3 protein-coding genes are annotated in these 2387 nt (G+C 35.4%); all 3 read left to right on the top strand.

Annotated features, from left to right (window positions below):
- The first annotated feature begins 86 nt into the window (after positions 1-86).
- A complete protein-coding gene (locus ACEN4L_RS13340) occupies positions 87-275 on the top strand; it encodes a hypothetical protein (protein ID WP_079650468.1) in 189 nt (62 codons plus the stop codon).
- Between the two features lie 4 nt (positions 276-279).
- Positions 280-636 (top strand): IS66 family insertion sequence element accessory protein TnpB, encoded by a 357-nt coding sequence (gene tnpB / locus ACEN4L_RS13335; RefSeq protein WP_284029954.1) that lies wholly within the window; start codon positions 280-282, stop codon positions 634-636.
- Between the two features lie 108 nt (positions 637-744).
- The gene (tnpC, locus tag ACEN4L_RS13330; protein WP_407097734.1) at positions 745-2313 is read left to right on the top strand and encodes an IS66 family transposase; all 1569 of its coding nucleotides are present in this window, start codon (positions 745-747) and stop codon (positions 2311-2313) included.
- The last annotated feature ends 74 nt before the right edge of the window (positions 2314-2387 follow it).

Genomic DNA, 2387 nt, shown 5'->3' with positions numbered 1-2387 from the left:
GTAAGCGCAAAATGAAACGGTATCTTCAAATATCTTCTTTTCCGCTCTATACTTGATTTCATAGTAAACAAGTTGGAGGAATGATGATGAAAAGACAAGATATAGTACCAGTTTCATTGCAACAAATTGATTTCATGTCTAAAGATTATGAGAGCAAAACACCACAAAAACCAAAATTGGCCTGCAGAATTAAAGATGTAAACAACAACCGGGACATTCATGTCTATAATGGAATTGACAAGTATATTCTCTACACTATTTTGAAGGAACTATAGTTGTATGTTAATAGATTATTCAAAAGTCGATCAAATCTATATTGTCTGTGGAAAAACAGACATGCGTAAATCGATTGATGGACTCGCGTCCATTATACAAAATCAGTATAATATGGATGTTTTTGGAAATTGCCTATTTTTATTTTGCGGTGGGAGCCGTAATAAATATAAAGCTCTCTATTGGGAGGGTGATGGCTTTATCTTACTTTACAAACGTCTTGAAAATGGTGTTATCCAATGGCCCCGAACTAAAGAAGAAGTACGAAATATCTCACAACAAGAACTTAGGTGGCTTTTAGAAGGTTTAAGTATTGAGCAGCCGAAGGCTATAAAAAAAGTGAAACCTGGACATTTCCAATAATTTAAAAAACAGCTAAAGACGTTGACAAATCAACGAAATTAGCTGTTTTTTACTTATCTTATTTGGTATAATAAGACTATAGATTTTGAGAAAAGGCAGGTGTAGAAAATGACTGAGTTGGAACAAATGTTGATGAAGAAACTAGAATTAGCAGATGAACAAAATAAACAGCTAACTGAACAGTTAGCCTTATTAACTGAGCAAGTGCAGCTGTTAACTCAAAAGTTATTTGGTCGTTCTAGTGAGAAGTCTAAGACGAATACACCTGTCGAAAATCAACTTAGTTTATTTACTGATGCAGATTTAAATATTTTTAATGAAGCCGAAGTATCTCAAGACAAAAAAGCATCTGAGATCAGTCACTTACAAGAGATTAAAGTAAAAAAACGTACGGTAGGACAGAAAGAAAAATTAATAAAGAATCTACCGATCATCAACGTTAATTGTATGTTACATGAAGACGAATGCCATTGTGAATGGTGTAATACAGAATTAAAAATCATTGGAAAAGAAGAAGTTCGCCAAGAAATTGAATTTATTCCTGCTCACCTAAAGGTGAGAAAAATTATGCGCTATGCTTATGAGTGTCCAACTTGTAAGAAAGATGGTGCAGACAATATTGTTAAAGCTGTAACCCCTGCACCTGTTATACCTAGAAGTTTAGCTTCCGCAAGTTCAGTAGCTTGGTTGATGCACCAAAAATTTGAATTGAGTGTACCTTTTTACCGTCAAGAGAAAGAATGGGAAAACTATGGTATTGCACTTAGCCGTGCCACTATGGCTAATTGGGTAATAAAAGCTTCTAACCAATGGTTAAAGCCTATATTTGATCTATTACATCAACAGCTTCTGCACTCGAGAGCTATCCATGTAGATGAAACAACCATGCAGGTTCTAAAAGAACCAGGTAAAAAGGCAACAACAAAATCTTATATGTGGCTCTACCAAAGTAGTAAAGACTCACCTGAGCAAATTGCGCTTTACCAATATAAACCTACTCGAGCAGGAGAAAATGCGAGGAAGTTTTTAGAAGGTTACCGTGGCTTTATGCATTGTGATGGTTATGAAGGTTACAATAAAGTTACTGAGGTAACACGTGTAGGCTGTTGGGCTCATCTTCGCAGAAAGTTTAATGATGGCATCCCAAAAAACGCCATGCAAAACAAATCTCAATCTGAGATTGGAAAAGACTTCTGTGATCAACTCTTCAAAGTTGAACGAGAAATCACCTTTCTTTCCCCAGAAGAAAGATTCATTCAACGGAAAGAAAAAGCGACTCCAATCTTAAATAAGTTTTGGAATTGGGTAGAGCATACAAATGCATTGAAGAGTTCAATTCTTGGAAAAGCATTACAATATGCAAAAAATCAAAAGCCTTACTTAATGAACTACCTTAAGGATGGTGAATGCCAGCTCTCAAACAATCTAGCAGAGCGTAGTATTCGTCCATTCGTGGTCGGTCGTAAAGTTTGGAATTTTTCTACCAGCACCAAAGGTGCAACAGCGAGTGGTGTAGTTTATGGTATTATTCAAACTGCAAAAGTTAATGGATTAAGCCCATATAAGTATCTTCAATACTTATTTGAAGAACTACCCACTACTCCATTTAAAGAAGAACCCGAATTACTTCAAAATCTATTACCATGGAGTAAAGAAGTTCAAGAAAGCTGCAAATAACCCTTACTGTAATACAAAACTATTGTAGCAAGGGTTATTTGTTATATCTATATACCGTTTCATTTTGCGCTTAC

The sequence above is a fragment of the Desemzia sp. FAM 23988 genome, assembly GCF_045528365.1.
Lineage (GTDB): Bacteria > Bacillota > Bacilli > Lactobacillales > Carnobacteriaceae > Desemzia.
Note: the sequence above shows the minus strand (reverse complement) of the source record. Positions and strands in the feature narration are given on the sequence as shown.

Excerpts from the sequence above, each read along its gene's own strand:
- ACEN4L_RS13340 (WP_079650468.1), top strand. The coding sequence starts at position 87 with ATGAAAAGACAAGATATAGTACCAGTTTCATTGCAACAAATTGATTTC.
- tnpC (WP_407097734.1), top strand. The coding sequence starts at position 745 with ATGACTGAGTTGGAACAAATGTTGATGAAGAAACTAGAATTAGCAGAT.
- tnpB (WP_284029954.1), top strand. The coding sequence starts at position 280 with ATGTTAATAGATTATTCAAAAGTCGATCAAATCTATATTGTCTGTGGA.